At 67.6% G+C, this 17,723-nt stretch carries 9 protein-coding genes and 1 pseudogene; 7 read left to right on the top strand and 3 right to left on the bottom strand.

Annotation, left to right across the window (positions count from 1 at the left end; translation table 11 throughout):
• The first annotated feature begins 69 nt into the window (after positions 1-69).
• The 5 genes and pseudogenes from OHS70_RS00275 to OHS70_RS00255 all read left to right on the top strand — a co-directional run.
• Positions 70-4,479: an NB-ARC domain-containing protein gene (locus OHS70_RS00275; protein ID WP_328392361.1), complete on the top strand. Its 4,410-nt coding sequence runs from the start codon at positions 70-72 to the stop codon at positions 4,477-4,479.
• 7 nt (positions 4,480-4,486) lie between these two features.
• Entirely contained in the window at positions 4,487-5,956 is a 1,470-nt protein-coding gene (locus OHS70_RS00270; RefSeq protein WP_328392359.1) for a lipase family alpha/beta hydrolase, read from the top strand.
• A gap of 383 nt (positions 5,957-6,339) precedes the next feature.
• A complete protein-coding gene (locus OHS70_RS00265) occupies positions 6,340-8,439 on the top strand; it encodes a sensor histidine kinase (protein ID WP_328392357.1) in 2,100 nt (699 codons plus the stop codon).
• Entirely contained in the window at positions 8,436-9,146 is a 711-nt protein-coding gene (locus tag OHS70_RS00260; protein ID WP_328392355.1) for a response regulator transcription factor, read from the top strand. Before OHS70_RS00265 ends, OHS70_RS00260 begins: the two co-directional genes overlap by 4 nt.
• 545 nt (positions 9,147-9,691) lie before the next feature.
• Positions 9,692-10,425, top strand: a pseudogene (locus OHS70_RS00255) (IS5 family transposase); the annotation flags it as partial.
• 1,099 nt (positions 10,426-11,524) lie between these two features.
• Here the strand turns inward: OHS70_RS00255 and OHS70_RS00250 are convergent.
• Both OHS70_RS00250 and OHS70_RS00245 read right to left on the bottom strand, forming a co-directional pair.
• Complete coding sequence (locus OHS70_RS00250) at positions 11,525-13,168, bottom strand: serine/threonine-protein kinase (protein WP_328392345.1); 1,644 nt, start codon at positions 13,166-13,168, stop codon at positions 11,525-11,527.
• Positions 13,169-13,421: 253 nt separating this feature from the next.
• The gene (locus OHS70_RS00245) at positions 13,422-13,598 is read right to left on the bottom strand and encodes a hypothetical protein (protein WP_328392343.1); all 177 of its coding nucleotides are present in this window, start codon (positions 13,596-13,598) and stop codon (positions 13,422-13,424) included.
• Between the two features lie 224 nt (positions 13,599-13,822).
• On the opposite strand from OHS70_RS00245, the gene OHS70_RS00240 reads away from it, so the two are divergent.
• Together OHS70_RS00240 and OHS70_RS00235 are read left to right on the top strand one after the other, a co-directional pair.
• Entirely contained in the window at positions 13,823-14,710 is an 888-nt protein-coding gene (locus OHS70_RS00240; protein ID WP_328392341.1) for a hypothetical protein, read from the top strand.
• Complete coding sequence (locus OHS70_RS00235) at positions 14,707-16,530, top strand: SsgA family sporulation/cell division regulator (RefSeq protein ID WP_328392339.1); 1,824 nt, start codon at positions 14,707-14,709, stop codon at positions 16,528-16,530. Before OHS70_RS00240 ends, OHS70_RS00235 begins: the two co-directional genes overlap by 4 nt.
• A gap of 551 nt (positions 16,531-17,081) precedes the next feature.
• Here OHS70_RS00235 and OHS70_RS00230 read toward each other — a convergent pair.
• On the bottom strand, positions 17,082-17,408 hold the full coding sequence (locus OHS70_RS00230; protein ID WP_328392337.1) for a hypothetical protein: 327 nt from the start codon (positions 17,406-17,408) through the stop codon (positions 17,082-17,084).
• Between the last annotated feature and the right edge of the window lie 315 nt (positions 17,409-17,723).

The following is a 17,723-nucleotide window of genomic DNA, read 5'->3' as shown; positions in this document are numbered from 1 at the left end:
CCGGCCACTGCCGCTCGTACAGTAGGGGAGGGCGAACGAGGGGGCGGGGGCGTGATGGATCCAGCTGTCTTGGCGGCAACATCAGCATCGATCGTGGAAGCGCTGACCACCGACGCCTGGCAGCATGTGCGGGACCGGATGGTGCAGTTGTTCCGCAACACGCATCCCGAACAGGCTGACGGTGTCTCTGCTCAGCTCGAAGAGGCACGCGAGCTGATGCTGGCCGCTCAGGGCGACAGTGATGCCCGGGTCGAGTACGAGTTGACCGTCACCTTGCAGCGGCGCCTGCAGGATCTCATGGGTGATGACTCCTTGGCGGACCACCACCTGCAACACCTCCTCGGTGAACTGCTGGCGTTATCCCCGGGCGGTGAGTCCCCGCATTCGCCACTGCTGCACCAGCCGTGGATCTTTCACAGTGTTCCCGCCGTGCAGCAAGTCCAGCAGATTGCAGTCAATCCCGCGTACGGCCGCACCCTTCCGGTCGTCCCGTCCTCCAGCGCTTTGGTGCCGGCCCATTCCGTACTCGACCGGTTAGGTGGCGCCGCGCGGATGCTGCCTCGTGCCGTGCCGACGTTCACCGGCCGGGATGCGGAGATGCGCGAGTTACTCCACGTGGCGGAAGCCGCCGAGACCTCGCCTGTGTACCTGCTGCACGGCATGCCGGGCGCCGGGAAAACCGCTCTGGCCGTCCGCGCGGCCCACCAACTGGCCGAAAAGTTTCCCGACGGCCAGGTGTTCATCAACCTGCGCGGCCACGATCCCGGCGACAGCCCGGCCGTTCCCTTCCAGCTCCTGGGCTCCTTGCTGACGGCTGCAGGCATTCCTTCGGAGGTGCAGCCGGAGAGTGTGCACGGCCGCGCCGGACTGTGGCGCAGCTGGCTGTCGTCCAAACGCGTGCTGATCATCCTCGATGACGCCGCCGACTTCGGCCAGGTCGAGCCGCTGCTTCCCGGCTACACAGGGTGCCTGACCGTGGTGACGAGCCGCCTTCGGCTCGACGCCGCAGAGGTGACCAAAGCGGTACCCGTCGATGTCCTGCCTCCCGAGACATCGGCACAGCTCTTCGACCGCCTGCTCAGACACCGCGGGTTCGAGGGAGAAGCGGACGGCACGCGCGAGATTGCCCGCCTGTGCGGCAACCTGCCGCTCGCCCTGGTACTCGCGGCCGGCGTCCTGCTCGCGCACCCCACCTGGCAGGTCCCCCACCTCGTGGACGAACTGTCCCACACCACACGCCGCATCACCCGGCTGGCCAGCGGTCAGGCATCTCTCACCAGTGCGCTCAGCACCTCCGTGCACAGCCTCGAGGCCACCGAGCAGAGATTCCTGCGTCACCTGTGCATGCATCCAGGGCCGGAGCTGGAAAAACGAGCAGCCGCCGTACTGACCGGAACGACCGTGGAGTACGCCGGCACGTGCCTCGACTCCCTCTACAGACACAGCCTTCTCACGGAGGTCTCCCCGGGACGCTTCCGCATGCATGTGCTCCTCACCTCCTACCTCAGCGCCGCATCAGCAGACGAACTGCACGACGCGGAAACGGAAGAGGAGCCACGGCGGCGACTGGTCGACTACTACCGGCGCACGGCCGTAGCCGCCTACCTGCTCGAGACCCACCAGGACTTGGCAGAACTGCAGATCCAGCTTCCCGAGTCCGCACCGGCCATGAACGGACCGTCTCAGGCCGCAGCCTGGCTCGCATCCGAGCTGGACAACCTCGCCGCCTGCACCCAATACAGCGCAGACCACCCTGAAGCCGTGGCCGACCTCGCCACCATCGTGACCGCCTACCTGCTCCGCGAAGGCGACGATGGCCTGCGCACGGCGCACGCCCTCATCCAGGCGAGCCACCACAGAGTCACCAGCCGCGGGGACACGCGCGCCGAGGCCCTGTTCACCCACCTGTCCGGACTGCTGGCCATCGGAGGCAGCGACCTCGAACGCGCTGTGACGGAGCTCGATCATGCCGCCCGGACCAGCCGTGACGACAGATGGGATCTCGGCACGGCACGAGCTCTCTACACATTGCACCTTGCCCTCAGGCTGGACGGCCGTTTCGACGAAGCCCGGACCACTCTCGAAGAGGCCATGCAACGCTTCGACCAGGCCGGCGACCGCCAAGGACTGCGCAAGGCACAGCAGCAGGCCGCCCTCCTGCCAGGCGTCCTACGCGAACCGTCACCGGCAGCGCCCACAGATCTGGCCGTTGTCGCTGGCGCGGACGACTTTTTGACACAGCTGGAGAACCTCACCCTGGCCATGCACGCCCAGCGCGGCCCTAGTAACGCTCTCACGCCGGGGAACGAGACACCCGAACCCGGATCCGGAGCCCCCGCCGTGCCGCACAGCGGCGGCAGCGGTGACGAACCCCCCGGGAAGCCCCCGGGACCTGCGGGCTCCTTCGAGGACGACGACTGGCCCGAACAGGCCGTATCCGACCCCGGCGAACACGCCTACCAGGGCGACGCCGGCCCGCAGCCAGAGCTCTCCCTCGACGACCTCGACGCGGTCGACGCCCAGCACATCAACTTCTGGTTCACCGACACCCCACCGGACGACGAACCGCTGCGCACGGGGCGGAGTTACACCGGCTGCTTCCAGGTCGGCCCCGACCACCCGGACAACCTGAGCGCGGGCGAGCCCGGCCAGCGCATCATCCCGCCCGACGACATCCCCGACTCCGGACTCCTCACGCACTGGCTTGTATGGTCCACCACCAGCGAACTCACTCTTCCCGACACCGCCGATGCGCGAGCAAGCACCGGCATCACGGCCGCAGGCGACGCCCAGCAGTGGATGGTCGAGTTCGACCTCCTGATCCCACCGCACGGCGAATCCGAGGAACGCCTGGTCAACATCACACCGCGAACTCCCGGCACCGCACGCATCGATGTGCAAGTCCTGGTAGACAGCGACCCCTACCGCGACCTGACCATCGAGTTCCCAGTCGAGGAGGCCCCTGCGGGATCGAACCCTCCCGACGGGGACCTCCCCACCGAGCCCGACATCCAAAACGCCCAGGACCAGGCAGCCGACCTCCCGGCTCCCCGCCCCTCCACGCCGCCGGCCGTCCTTCAGGACGCCGCATTTTCCACCGGCCAAGTCCACAAAGCGTTACGGCCGCACCAGCGTCACCGGGGCCTGGTCCACGTACAGACACGCCACGGCAGACCTGCCCGCGAAACCGCCCTTCATATCCCACACCAGTGGCAGCGAGCGGGCAGCACTCTCTCACTGTTCGTCACCCCACCACGAGCGTGGTGGAAGATGGAGGTCGACGGCGCACCCCACGAATGGCGTTCCGGGACGACCGACTGGACACCTCAGCCCGTAGCCGAACAGCGGGTCCGCGAAGTCCAAGAGGCTCTCGAGAGGTACCGGCAGGAACGGGCCGATCGCTGCAACACCATCTCCGCCTCGGACATCGCCGCCCGGCTCAAGGCCTTCCAGCCACGCACCAACTGGGCCGAGTTTCCTCGCGCATCCGATGAGGACGAACATGCCTGGGCCGAGGACGCATGCAGCGTCGAAATGCAGGACCTAGCCCACGCCGGCCGCCAGCTCTTCCACTCCATGTTCCCCCGGAAGAGCGACCTGGAGTCGCTGGTCAGCGAACTCGCCCCCGGCGACCGGCTGCGCATCCACTGGAAAGACTGCACACCCCAGCACGTTCCCTGGTCACTGCTCTACCGCGGCATTCCGCCCAGCGCAGGACAGCCGGTCGAGCCACACGACTTCCTCGGCCTACGCCTGAGGATCACCCACGTGCCGCACCCGATGAGCGGCCCCCGAGCTATCGATGAGGACGCAGCCCGAGCTCACCTCATGTACTGGGGCGGACTGCCCAACGACGCAACCCAGCAAACAGCACAGGAGCACGCCCTCGAGCTCGCGAACTGGCGACCGCGGATCCTTCCCACCCAGATGGAACGCCGCAAGGAGGAGCTGTCACGGTTCCTCATCGATCCCGCACCCGTTGAGCTCATCTATGTCTTCTGCCAGGCCGCAACCGGAGCCGGCAACAGGCCCTCCCTGCGATTCGGCAGTACCAACGACCCCTGCGACGTCCTCAATCTGGCAGACATGGGCGACGCGGACCTCGACGACCGTCCACTCGTCTTCCTGAACGCGTGCGAGACGTCCGCAGCGCACCACACCTACAGCAACGAACTGCAGAACAAGTTCCTCGAACGCGGCTGCCGCGCCTACATCGGCACCGAAAGCAAAGTGCCCACCGCATTCGCCGCCCGCTTCGCCTGCGTCTTCTTCCACTTCCTCTACACCCGGCCCCGCAACGGCGCACCGACCGCGGCCGGAGAGGCACTTGCCCAAGCCCGCAAGTTCTTCTGGGACGAATACCGCAGCATCGGTGGCCTCTTCTACAACTACATCAACGACGACCAGATCTTCGTCGCCCACCCCGACGAAGTAGCGGCCCTGCGTCGGCCCAGCCGATCGGCCCTCCAAACCAGTTGAGGCAAGCGTGACACCACAGCACCACCCCGACGACATCACCAGCCGCTACCTCACCGGCGACACACACACCAGAATGACCCTGGTACGCGACCCCCAGGCCGCCACCGCCCTGCGCAGCCTGCTCGGCGCCCGCGCCTACACCGAACTCGTAGAACTGGCCGGCCCCTCACCACAGCACCACCTGGGAGACACAGAGGCCACCAACCTCATCTTCGTCCCCGGCGTCATGGGCAGCATCCTCGCCAGCACCGGCCTGGGCGGAATCTGGTGGCTCGACATCAAGTCCCGCAACCGCATCGACAGCCTGGCCCTGTCCGCCGACGGCCTCAGCGACGCCCACCCCTCCTTCAAAGTCAGCCCCGTCACCGTCGACTCCCTCTACGAAGGCTTCCTCTTCCCCGCAGCACGACGACCGGACACCCAGCCACTCGCCTTCCCCTACGACTGGCGCAAACCCCTCCACACCAGCGCCGACCACTTCCGTCAGACCGTGCTGGACTGCCGCGCCACAGCCCACCCGCGAAGCCCCATCAACGTCGTCGCCCACAGCATGGGCGGCCTCGTCGTCCGCACGGCCCTCATGCGCCACCCCGACCTGTGGCAGCACATCGGCAAGATCGTGTTCCTCGGCACACCGCACTACGGATCACCCGCCATCGGCGGCTACCTGAAGAACCACCTGTGGGGCTTCGAACTACTGGCCCTCCTTGGCCGCTATCTCTCACGCGAGACGTTCCGCACCCTGCACGGCGTCATCAGCCTGCTGCCGGCCCCGGCTGGCATCTACCCCGCAAGCTCCAACGAACCCAGCACACAAACCCCCTACGACCACCCCTGCGGCAACTTCGACTTCTACGACGCCGGCGCCTGGCGGCTCAACCTCGCCCCCGCACAGGAACTGCACCTGCATTCCGTACTGGACGCAGCCGCTCGCCAGCACCGCGACCTCCACACCTGGCACCAGTCACTCGACCAAGCACTGCGCGACCGTATGGCGGTCATCGCCGGCACCGGCTTCAAGACTCTCTTCCGACTCGCCTACAACAAGCGCATGGGGTTCCTGTGGCAGCACATGGACCGCATCACCACCCGCATCCCCCACCACGCCGACCGCGACGGAGACGGCCGCGTCCCGCTCGCCTCAGCACGCCTGCCCTGGACCGCAGAAACGCGCTACATCAACGGCGAGCACGGCAGCCTCCCCAACCTCCCCGACGTCCAGCAAGACGTCTGGCGCTTCCTGAAAGACCAGCCCATGCAGCTGCCCACCAGCTCCAAGGCAGCCATGGGCGAGCACCTCGCCCTCACATCCCACAGCATCTCCGCGCTCGCCCTCCCGCAGCTGCCGGCCCAGCGCGCGTCCGACGACCCCGGCTACCTCAACATCACCGGCCCCACAGCAGCAAACATCGCCGAACTCGAGAAACGACTGGACACCGGCGACTTGCAGGACTTCATCCGCACTCGCCTGCTGTGACGGAGTCACTCGCGCAATGTCACACATCTGCAATCAGCAGATGTCGCGAGGCTGGCGGCCGGCGACAGCCGGGGGAACCGACCAGTGTGCTCACGGCGATTGCTGCTTCCAGCGCGAGGGTCGTTGACGAGTTCGGCCGGTGCGCGGCGCGGACCCGCGAACGCTCCGCGGCCTGGACCGTTGCCAGCCAAAGCGCACCCGTACTCGTGCATGTCTGCATCAATCCTGACGCCTTGTGGAAGTCCCCTAAAAGCCCAGGCCTGAGTCGGCATCCGGGTGCCTGGGACCGACATACCGGGCACCCGGGATGCGTCTCCCTTCCAGCCGGTATCGGGATTCTCCCAAGGTGACTGAGCAAGACACCGTAGATGCAGGGGGAACCCATGACTGAGCAGCCCGACGTCAAAGTCACAGTGGCTGGCCCACAGAACGGCGCGGCACGCTTGTCCCGACTCGCCTCCGGCGTTTCGGTGATCCTCGCCGTGAGCGCTGCCCTGACACTCGTTCTCGTGCTGTTGACCCGGTCGGCCCAGCGGCCGGAGTGGCACCCGTGGGTCTTGGCCATCAGCGACCCGGTGGTGATTGCCGCCTTCGCGACACCAGGCGCAGTCGTAGCCGTCCGCCGGTCCCACAATCCTGTCGGGTGGCTTCTTCTGGCGACCGGTTGCGGCATGGCCGTGGACAATTTGGCGCGCGCATACGGCGTCTATGCTCTCCAACACGGCCTGCCCGGCAGTCTCTTGGTGGTATGGATGTCGACCTGGACATTTGTCCTGGTCAGCTTTCCGATCTTCTTCCTCCTCCTTCTCTTTCCCAACGGCCGTCTGCCTTCGGCGAAGTGGCGGGCTGCGGCGTGGTACGTCGGCGTCTGCGCGGCCGTCACCTTTCTGATGGCAGCCTTCATGCCCGGTCCCCCAAGCGACGGGTACTTCCCCTCGATCGACAACCCGATCGGCGTGCCGGCGCTGTCGTTCATGCGCAATCTCACGGGGCCGGCGACAATTCCGCTTACCCTGGTCCCCTTCCTGCTGTCGGCAGCTTCACTGATCTACCGATTCCGGACCAGCCAACGGCCGGTGCGTGAGCAGCTGAAGTGGGTCGCCCTGTCCCTGTGGGCGGCCGTGGCCTTGATCGGCGCAACCCTCACCTGGCACGGCCCGGTAGCAAGCATCGCCACGGGACTGGCGACAGTGATCTTCAGCATCGGCGTGATGATCGCGATCGTGAGGCACCGCCTCTTCGACATCGACCGGCTGCTGAGCCGGTCGCTGCTCTACACCGCGCTCACCGCAAGCGCGATCGGCCTGTACGCCGGAACAGTCAGCATCCTCGGCCTCTTCATCCAAGGCTCCATGCGCGGGACAGCATCGCTGCTGGCGACGGGCCTGGTGGCCGTAGCTCTTCAGCCGCTGCACCGCAGCCTGCAACGCCTCATCACCCGCCTCATCTACGGACTGAGGGACGACCCCTACGCGGCACTTGCCGCCCTGGGCAGGCAAATGGAGGAAACCACCGCACCCGAGCAGATCCTGCCGAAGGCCGCGGAAACACTGGCCGCAGCACTACGCCTTCCCTACGTGGCAATCCACCTGCACAGCGACACGGACAGACCGACTCTGCCCACAGCCCTACAGGGTGAAGACGTACCTGATCCGCTGCGACTGCCACTTATTCACCAGGGCGTGGAAGTCGGTTCCCTGCTTGTGGGCGCCCGCTCTGCTGAAGAGCAGTTCTCGGCAGCCGATCTGCGGCTGCTGAAGGATGCCGCCCGGCATATCGCACAGGCAGCCGCCGGGGTCCAGCTGACACTGGCACTTCTGCGCTCGAGGCAGCAACTCATCGCCACCCGCGCTCAGGAACGTCGCCGCCTGGGCCGGGAACTGCACGACGGAGTCAACTCGGCGCTCAGCGAGGTCGTATGGGGCCTGCAGGCTGCACGCAAATGGCTGCGCACCGACCCGGAGAAAGCAGACGAGTTGCTGGATGCCGGGATCACCCGCGCCCACCAAGGCGTCGAGACCGTCCGCGGCATTTCGCGGGGACTGCGCTCATCCCTGGATGGAATCGGTCTGCTGGAAGCCATCCACACCCAGATCGAGCGGTTCCCCCTGCCCGTAACAGCCGACCTCCCCGAAGAACTGCCCGAACTCCCCGCTGCGGTGGAAGAAGCCGCCTACTGGATCGTGGTCGAGGCCATGACCAACGTACTGCGACATGCCCAGGCATCACGCTGCGAACTCCGACTGCACATTGAAGAAGACGCACTAACGGCCGAAGTCACCGACGACGGCCGCGGCCTCCCCACGCCCCTACGTCTCGGAGTCGGCACCGGCTCCATGCGCGAGCGCGCCGCAGAAATCGGCGGCACCTTCCAGATCCGCAACCGCCCCGAAAACGGGACCGAAGTCGTCGCCCACCTGCCACGCACTCTTCCGGGCATCGACACCACCGAGGGCCGCCGAACTCCAAGGAGCCAGCCGTGAATCAACGAACCCACGCAGTCGCGGACCCACGCGTACGCGTCCTGGTCGCAGACGACGAGCCATTCGCGCGCTTTGCCCTGCGCATGCTCTTGGACGCCGACCCCCGCATCTGTGTGGTCGCAGATGCCTCCACCAGCCGAGAGGCAGTACAACGCACAGCGGAATACCACCCCGACGTCGTCATCATGGACCTGCGGATGCCCGAGAAGGACGGCGGACCCATCGTTGACCGGGCAGGCATCACTGCGACGAAAGAAATCGTCCGCATGCGCCCCCAGACCCGAGTACTCGTGCACTCCAGCTATGACACAGACCCGCTCGTCGCGGCCGCGATGCGCGTCGGCGCGACCGGATATCTACGGAAAGCAGACAAGCGGGAGGACCAGCTGGCCATGCTGGTCCTCGTCGTCGCCAGCGGCGCATCAGTCTTCAACTGGGGCAACGAACGCATGCGTCACCTGTTCGACACCGCCTACACCGCACAACGCCGATCGGCCCTCCCACAGCTCACACCCCGCGAGCGTGACGTCCTCAACCTCGCCGCAACCGCAGAAGAACCACCCAACCGCGTCATCGCCCGCAAGCTGGGCATCGGCGAAGGCAGAGTCGCCACCTACCTATCCGAAGCCAAAGTGAAACTCGAGGCAGTCGATCGCAAGGACCTCGTCGCCAAGGCACGTGCCGCCGGCCTGGGCATAGAACTCTGACTCTCAGCCACCCGGAACTCCCATGTCATGACGACGGAAGTACGGCAGGCGCACTGTTTCCCGGAAGAGACCATCCGGCCGCACCGTCAAAGGCTGCCGGATGGCGGGTGATCCGCCCGGGGAACACGCCCCCGGGCGCATGCATGGGGAGGAAGCGTAATGGGTGAGGAACGGCGTCAGCCCACAACCCGGAACAAGCGGCCACCGCACCGCCGCCGCTGGAGCAGGGCAGTACGCCTGTGGACGCCAACGCTGACAACGTGGATCGCGATGGTGGCAGCGGCTTACCACAGCTGGCGTGGCTGAACCCCGATTGGACCGGCTAGCCAGAGCCCCGCAGGTCTTGCTCGGCGCTGTCGCGCCGAGCTGGCCCGCGAAGTCGTCTCCCTCTCCTTCATAGCTCCAGGTCACGGAGGTCCGCAGCCGTTGCTGGCTGCGCTGGCGCCCGCGGTTCACCCAGCGCCGCACCCTCGGACCAGGCCCACCGAGCCGTCAGCTGTTAGAGGTCCTAACAGAAGCCGATTTCGGTGTGACTGTCGGCTTGGATGCTCGTTGGTCCGGTCGTGGGGAAGAGGAAGTCACGTCCGTGGATCGTCTCGGATGAACTATGGGCGCTGATAGAGCCGTTGCTTCCAGAGCCGGGGCCGAAGCTGGTCGCCGGGCGGCCGAGGGTGCCTGACCGGCAGGCGCTGTGCGGGATCCTGTTTGTGCTGCACACCGGCATCCAGTGGGAGTACCTGCCACAGGAGCTGGGCTTCGGGTCGGGGATGACGTGCTGGCGGCGCCTTGCGGCGTGGAACGACGCCGGCGTGTGGGACCGGCTCCATGCCGTGCTGCTGACGAAGTTGCGGGCGGCCAGGCAACTGGACTGGTCCCGGGCGGTGATCGACTCCAGCCACGTCCGGGCCGCTCGACGGGGCCCAAAAGCGGGCCCAGCCCGGTCGACCGCGCCCGGCCGGGCAGCAAGCACCACGTCCTCGTCGACGGGCAGGGCATCCCGCTCGCGGTGTTGCTGACCGGCGGAAACCGCAACGACATCACCCAGCTGATGCCTCTGCTCGAGAAGATTCCGTCCGTCCCGGGCCTGGTCGGACGACCGCGACGGCGCCCCGACATCCTCTTCGGGGATCGAGGCTACGACCAAGACAAGTACCGACGACTGGTCCGGGCGCAGGGCATCAAACCGGTGATCGCCCGCCGTGGTGTCCCGCATAGATCCGGCCTCGGCATTCGCCGATGGGTCGTCGAGCGAACCATCGCCTGGCTGCACGGCTTCCGCCGCCTCCGCATCCGTTGGGACATCCACGAAGCCTTCCTCGGCCTTGCCACCTGCCTCATCACCCACCGACACGTCCAACGCCTTTGTTAGGACCTCTAACTCGCGGCCAGGCAGCAGCCTAAGACCACCGAGTCGGGGTTGACCGCCCGGGAAGGATCCGGCTCTTCTGCGGTGCACGCAGGGGCGCATCACTGCCTCTGGACGTCGGCTGCGACGATGACGCCTCGACCAAGCTGGCTGCACCGTGCCGACTTTGATCGATCGGTTTACCCCGGAGCACTTCGGCAACGCTGACCCGCCGCGACGCACAGCAACCTATGCGCGCCTTGCGGGCAACGGCCTGACGTGGGAATTCATCGAGGCCGTTGTGGATGTCACCACGGACAACGCCGCACTGCAGAAACGGCGCCTGGCCGAAGTACGCGTCCCCTGGGAGGCGGCACGCCAGGGGGCGGTCTCTCGCCGCGAGCTGGTGGACAGCGCTCTGGCGCACCGGGCACTCGATCTCGCCGAGCAGCTGCGCCAGGCAGAGCAGCGTGAGGCCGTACACACACCCGCGCGCTTACCCACGTGCGGCGCCGATGAGTGCCCCGCTCACGGCCGCCGAACTCGGCGCCCTCCCCAAGCTGCGCGTCTACGTCGACGAGACCGGCGACCGCGGCGCGCTCGAGTCCCCCTTCTTCGCGATGACCGCGCTCGTGGGTCCCCGAGGAGGAGGACTGGAAAGGGACGCTCGAAGAAGACCGTCCACGGCTTCTTCGACCTCTTGGGTGAGGCCAGGTGCCGGGCCGACTCGGCGGTCAACACCACATCACGGCACAGCAGGTTGGCCACAGCGGCCCTCACCACGCGGACCCACCCGGAACGGCTCATCGCCGACACCAGCCGGATACGCCGTGCGCACCAACCCAGGCCTGCCACCTCATGACAAGGCAAAACGGCCAGACGACAGGCGGGGACCGGGTCCCTGACGGGGCCCAGCCCGGAGGCGCGCTCAGAGGCCTGTCGGCCCCCCGGGGTGGCGGGTGACCCCTACGAAACCCGCGAAGGTCGCATAGTCGTCTCCTCCACAAATCCAGTCTCACCTGGGATCGGTGGTTCAGTTGCCCGTAGGGGCACCACCAGGAACCACGTCTTTGCAATCGGGGATGTCGGTGCCATCTTCCGCCTCGGCTCGGTCATTCCCTTTGATGTAGTAAGCGGACACCCAGCCTCTCTTGCCACCTTCATTCAATTCTGTCCACAGCCACCATGAGTTGTAGACACCATTCTCGGTGACCGTCGCCCCCTGAGTTCGGCAAAAGACGTAGTGACGGCCGGCATTGAGGGTTCCGATTCGCTCGGAGTTCCGGGAGGGACTTCTACGGATGGGACCGTCTTTGAAAGTGGTTATCCACACCTTGGTCATCTCGGCATCGGGCGATGCCTCGGGCGAGGCCGTTTCCATTAGGGAGGTGGTCGGTGGGTTTGATGTCGGTTCGGGGCTGGTTTGCACCGGTGCCGGAGTCTCGGTCGTCCTCGTCGTCTCGCTGGGACTGTGTTGTGTAGCTGTCCGGGTGACGGTGCTGTGCGAGGTGACGACGCTCTGCGCGGTGACGGGCGCGCGCTGCGGAGATTCCTGGGAGTCGTTGGTCATCACTACGGCGGCACTGCCGCCACCCACCAGTGCCACCGCGAGTGCGGCCCCGGCGATCAGCAGTGACGTGTGTCGCCTCCGCCTACCGTCGCCCCCGCCGCCCGGACGCTCGTCGTATGCCGCTGGGCCGGGCTCGGCTCGGTCGTCCGACCCGTGTGACGGCACCGGCGTGGGCGGTGTCGTCCGGGTCGGTTCCCGGGCGGAACGCTCCTTGTCGGTGCGTTCCGTCGCCGGCACCACCTGCGTGGGCGGATGTTCCGCTGCCCCGGACGCCGGTGCGCTCACCGGCACCCCGGCCGCCACATCGCTCAGCATCCGCTGGGCATGCTCAGCACTGGGCCGCTCGTTTGGATCCTTGCGAAGCAGCGCTTCGATGACAGGAGCGAGCGGGCCCGCGTGTCGGGGTTCCGGAAGCTCCTCGGCGACTACGGCCTGCAAGGTACTCATCGTCGTGGTGCGGCGGAACGGGGACTGCCCCTCCACCGCGGCGTACAGCGTCACGCCGAGCGACCACAGGTCGGATTCCGGGCCCGGCCGGTGGCCCATGGCGCGCTCCGGGGCGAGGTAGTCCGGCGACCCGACGACGTCGCCGGTGCGGGTCAGGCCTTTGGAGCCCTCCATGACGGCGATGCCGAAATCGGTGAGTACCACCCGGCCGCCGCGCTCAAGCAGCACGTTGGCGGGCTTGACGTCCCGGTGTAGAACCCCCAGCTGATGCGCACGGTCCAGCGCCGACAGCAACTGCCCTCCGAGTCGGGCCGCGTCTCGCGGCAGTAGTGTCCCCTCTGTGGCAATGACGTCGGCGAGCGACTGTCCGTCGATCAGCTCCATCACGATCCACGGTCGACCGTCCTCTTCCAGCACATCGAATACGGTGACGACCCCTGGGTGCTTGACCCTCGCCGCGGCCCGTGCCTCCTGCTCCATGCGGGTATGCAGCACCGCCAGCTCTTCGTGCGGCAGGCCGCTGACCGTCAGCTCTTTCACCGCCACCTCACGGCTGAGCACCTGATCCTGCGCCCGCCACACGGTGCCCATCCCGCCGCGGCCGAGCTGCTCGACGAGGAGATACCGGCCAGCCAGCAGCCGCTCTTCATCGCCACTCATGGTGCTCCCGAGCCATGATCAGGCACGCACGGGCTCCGTGCAGAAGGTGTGCGCATCTTTGTGGTTCCTCACTCCCGCCGTCACGCGGCCGAAGATCCCACCTCTTCCATACTGTGCCGATTGCTCGGCGCTGTCGCGCCGAGCCGGCCCCCGAAGTCGTCATATACGGCGCGAGCCGGGCCGCTGCCTGCGGCCCGGCTCGCACTCTGTGGTCGGCCGTGATGGTGCTGACTCGGCCCGAGGCGTGGGCGGGTCATTCGATGATGGTGTGGAAGAAGGTGACGGCAGCGGCGAAGGCGGCGCCGCCGATGAGGGTGGCGTCGGCGAGGGTGCCGCCTTTGGCGGCGGTGAGACCGCCGGCGGCGAGGGCGGCGAGGATGCCGAGGAGGAAGATGACGGCGGCACGCTGGCCCAGGAGGGGACCATTCACGGCAACTCCCGTTGCTGGCAGGGCGACACGGCTCGGGGCCGCGTCCGGATGTTGTTGCTGTAGCCGCATCCGGCGCCGCTGCCCCCGCGTGAGGACTCTCACGCCGGGCTGGTGAAGATTCTTGGCAAAAGGCCGGGGGGAGATCCGCGCACCGGACCTATCAGAAGGTCGTGAGCCAACGCCACGCACCCGACGAGGGTCCGCTACTGCGCGAAGGAGCCGGTGTGTCGAGTGAGATCACAGCTGGCGCCCCAGGGCGCCCCGCTCCGGAGCGCTCGGGGCCGTCCTCGGACACCGGCGCCGACTGCGGTGACGGACTGCTGCTGCCGCCACAGGGGCAGGAACTGGCCCGCATCGAGGACCTGTTGGCCGGGGGCGTGGGGCCGGAGGCAGCCGAGGCCCGCGCAGCACGGCTGGCCGGTGACGCCCGCGTCGTGGAGGTCCTGCGCGCCGACGGATTCACCGGCCCCCGCTACCGCAAGTTCGCCGGGCAGCTGATGGAGTACGGCTGGCCGATCATGATCGGCTGGAACAGCACCGGGGAGATCTTCCGGCAGACCAGCATGATCCACCGGCCGGTGCCGGCCAGTGCGATCGTCCACGACTGGGACCGGGACGACCGCAGCGAGGTCGCCACCGAAACCGTCCTGGCGGGCCTTGAACTGTTCCGCACCCACGCCCTCGAGAACGGCAGATGGGCCCCACAGGGCGGCGCGACACTCACGACCTACTACGTCGGCGCCTGCGTACGCGCCTTCCGCCCGGTATATATCCGCTGGAGCCGGGAGCGCATGACACGCCAAGCTATGAGGGTAGTACCCCTCGGACCCGACGAAGCCGATCCGCTGGCCAGCATCCCCGACCAGCGGGCCGCCGACCCCTACCATGCAGCCGCCGTCCACGACGAACTCAACCGCATCCTGCCGCTGCTGACCGACCCGAAGCTTCGCATCGGTGTCGCCTGGCGCGCTGTGGGATGCAGCCAGAGCGAGGCCGCCACCTTGGCGGGACTGACCGAAAAGGCCCTGGAACGTCGCTTGAGCCGGGTACGCGTCAAGCTCCGCACCACTGCAGAGCGGTGGCAGGAACCCGGCAAGGGGGCAACGCGATGACTGAGCCGACAGGTGGAGCCATGGACTTCAACCCCGTGCCCAGCGACAGTGACGACTTCGACGCCCTGCTGGCCGCCTCCAGTCTCGGAGCGCCCAGGGTCCGCGCCGTCCGCGCCCACACGCCCAGAGGCATCCGTGACCTCCTCGACGCCCGTCTCGACCCCACCCCTGAGGCGGAGACCGAGCCGCACCTCGCCGCCAGGACTGCACGCTGCCAGGTGACCGAACCCGCCACGGCAGATCCCGCTGACCCTGTGGTGCTCATCGGGATGGTGGGGGCGATGAGCGCAGGGAAAACGACACTCATCAACCGCCTCTTCTCCGGCGGACGCGCACCCGACGACAGCGCCCACGACCGTATCCACGAAAACCTCGGGCTCCGGCCTCCAGAGGCATGGCTCGAGCGCCTCATGCCCTCCGACTACCTGATCGGGGGGACTGCGGTCCTGTCCGAGGCTGTGGCATCGGCCGTGACAGGGTTGCTCTTTCCGCGGGCGCGCCGCCGGCCGACAGCCGCCGGAACCGGCGGGAGAGCGCTGACCAAGACGTGGCCACAGGCCGCCGCAAGCGCAGCCCTTCAGCACCCGCCCGGCTATCAACCGGCGGTCCTGTGGTGGGACCTGCCCGGCCTGGGGGAGTGCCTGTCGGGGACGGACACCTGGACACCCCTCACCCTCGCCTACCCCGTCGGCCCCGGTGCCCGGCGTCCGACGCCGGCACGGTTCGAGCAGACCGCCAGGCAGATCTTTGCCCACTGGCGCCCGCTGGACCTCCCCATGCTCTGCGGCCCTCTCGACTCCTGGCAGCAGCCACTGCACAGCCGCCGACAGCGGTGCCACCGGTGCGCCCGCAGACAGGCCCTGAGGCTGATTCTCGACGGCCTGCAGCCCGGGGCGGCTAGATGGGAGAACCGGCTGCAGCCGTACACGCCACTGCACGGACTCCTGCCCTGGCCCGATCTCCTCCTCGGATGGACGACGCCGGAGTCCGCGTGGGCCCGCAGACTCCACGACGAGCTCATCCAAGCCGCCCACCCCGATCTCGCCGGGCCGACCCCGGCCGGGCCCGCCCTGTGCCTCCCCCCGTCGTGCCCTCCCCTCCTGCCGCAGAACACCATGTACACCTCCGGCGTACTGCCCACTCTCGGCATGCCGCGCCGCAGGCTCCTGGTCGTTACCAGGGGAGCGCATGCCCTCTGGCACCTGCTGCCCAGACATGGCCTGGCCGACCCGCAGCCCGTCCCTGCTCCCGCCACGGGCGGAATCGAGTTCGCGGACACCGGCAGGCGCGCCGGCCCGGACACCACGCTGGTCACGCCGCCCATCCCCGAGGGGCAACGGGCCTCCCTGGCCTGCACCGTGGAGAGCGACCACGGAGTGACGACCGTCCGGGCAAAGACGCACCTGCAACTCCTCATGGACGGCCGCCCCCGCCCCCAGCCGGTTCCCGCCACCTTCACCTACCGCTCAAACGACCCGTACGCAGTGCGCGTCGTCTTCGGGGAACGCGTGGGAACCCAGGTCGAATGGGTCTTCGCCAGAGAACTTCTCATCGAAGGCCTGCGCCACACTTCCGGCACGGGCGACGTCAGGGTCCGCAGGCAACCGGCCGTCCCCGGGCGCGAGGGGCCTGACCGCGTGCACATCAGCCTCAGCTCGCCCGAGGGCAGAGCTGTGCTGTCCATGCTTCCGAGCGACCTGGAGACGTTCCTCGCCAGCACGCGTGCCGTGGTCGTCTACGGATCCGAGCACCAGCACATGCGCGTCCCGTGGGAGACCCTGACCGAAGAGCTGTGGTGGCACCCTCACCCCCATCGATAGACCGCCCTTGCGGTCCCGGGACATATGCGACCAGGTCCTCTTCCACTCTCCGATCGTCCGGATCGGAGCGCGATAGGTGACCGTGTGCATCCGGCGATGTCTGCCGCGACAGCCGCCGAGGCGCCCTGATGGATCAAGAAGCCCATCAGCGCGGACGCAACGCCTGGTTGAGGAGGTCGAGCACTACTTGACGGATCCCGATTGCATGACCGACGGATGGCGATGCTGATGAAACGCGCCAACCTTGGTCGGCTGAACGGTTCGGTCAGGGCATGGGGCTGGGGCGGGTGCTGATGGTGATGCTCGGTCTGGACTCCATCCGCGAGGCCATGTTCCTCTTCCGCGGGCCGAAGCGGTTCACCCCGTAACCGGCGGCGGGCTGCGTCTCACGACACGGGCCCAGTGCCTCGTGTCGTGGGACGCGGTCTCAGTAGCGGACATTGCGCAGGTCATGTGACCAGCCGCTCGAGGGGCGCAGCGCGGACGTGTTCGACGAGAACGAAAGCGCCAATGAGGTGTACGTCGCCAACCAGAACCTGTGCCCAGCCGCGTCAGGGGGTGATGTAGTCGCCCCAGCCGAACGTGGCGACGTAGGCCCGCCCGACGGCAATCCAGCCGCGTCCACCGCGGAGGTGAACGACTGCCAGCGCGAGGACGAACCAGGCGGCGAAACATCCCGAGACGATCAGGGCTCGGTGCAGGCTCCACAGACTGGCGATGACGACCAGAGCGGTGATCGTCACGGCCAGTCCGATGTGGGCGCCGCCAACAGCCAGCCGAAACGAGCCCTGTACGGCTTGACGGTCAGCAGGGATGTCGTGCGTGTAGTGATCCGGTGATGCTGCGTCGCCGTTGCCCGCCCTGCTGTCCTGCGTCAAGTGCCCCCACCCCCGAATTCCAGCCGGCCTCAGCCGCGAGCAGATTACGGCGTCACCTCACCGTCGTCGGCACGGCTGCCTTGCTCGTGGCCGTGCTGCACGCCGTCGGTACGGAGATATCGCTGGCGTGGACTGTGGCGCCGACCGGTATGGGGCCCAGCACTCAGCAGCTCGGATGCTCGAGGGCCATTCGGCGCCGGAGGAAAGACGCGGTCTGTCTCGCGGCCACTGCCCTGCATGAGCAGGCGCCCGGGCGGTCGAGGTCATAGATCACCAGGGCGGGGCGCGGCCGTCGGGCACGTGACCCGCGGAGAC

Source organism: Streptomyces sp. NBC_00390 (genome assembly GCF_036057275.1).
Lineage (GTDB): Bacteria > Actinomycetota > Actinomycetes > Streptomycetales > Streptomycetaceae > Streptomyces.
The sequence above is the reverse complement of the archived record's forward strand: the minus strand, read 5'-3'. Positions and strand labels throughout refer to the sequence as shown.